At 36.5% G+C, this 731-nt stretch carries 1 protein-coding gene; it reads left to right on the top strand.

All coding sequences use genetic code 11. The features are described from left to right. A partial coding sequence (locus tag WMO25_RS18530; protein WP_349086732.1) for an AMP-binding protein occupies positions 1–731 on the top strand: 731 nt, incomplete at both ends.

The following is a 731-nucleotide window of genomic DNA, read 5'->3' as shown; positions in this document are numbered from 1 at the left end:
GACTGGGAGACAGATGAAGAACAGATTGCAGTTATCATGAATACAAGCGCGACAACTGGGAGCTTTAAATCAGTCCCTATACGCTGGAAACAAGTATATGCACATGTAAAGGCTTCAGCGCAAGTATTGGGAGTATTTAAAGAAGATAATTGGCTGGTAATACTTCCCATTTTCCATGTGAGTGGTTTATCAATATTATTCCGCAGCTTATATAATGGGACAAGGGTAACCATTTGTAAATATAAAAAAGAACTGGTTTTGGAACTTATAAAAAAGGGCAGTGTAAATATGGTTTCAATGGTTCCAACTATGTTAAAAGACATGATTAATGATATCCAAGAAAATCGTTTAAGAATGCTCTTGTTAGGCGGGGAATTCATTCCACAGCTATTAATATATAGGTGTATGGAAATAGGGATTCCTGTGTATAAGACATATGGGATGACAGAAACTTTTAGCCAGAGTACAACCTTCAATATTTTAGAATTCCCGGAAAAGATAGACTCGGTAGGAAAACCATTGCCAGGAGTGAAAATTTTCATAAAAAACCCGGATAAAGACGGGATTGGAGAAATCTGGTTAAAAAGCCCCATGCTTATCAATGGCTATATGGGAAGAAAAGTAATTACAGGTTATTTTAATACAAAAGATATCGGATACCTTGATAAGGAGGGGTTTCTGTACATTCTCAACCGAAGGGAAGATATCATCATATCCGGAGGAGAAAATAT

The organism is Coprococcus intestinihominis (assembly GCF_040096555.1).
GTDB classification, from domain to species: domain Bacteria; phylum Bacillota; class Clostridia; order Lachnospirales; family Lachnospiraceae; genus Coprococcus_A; species Coprococcus_A intestinihominis.
Note: the sequence above shows the minus strand (reverse complement) of the source record. Positions and strands in the feature narration are given on the sequence as shown.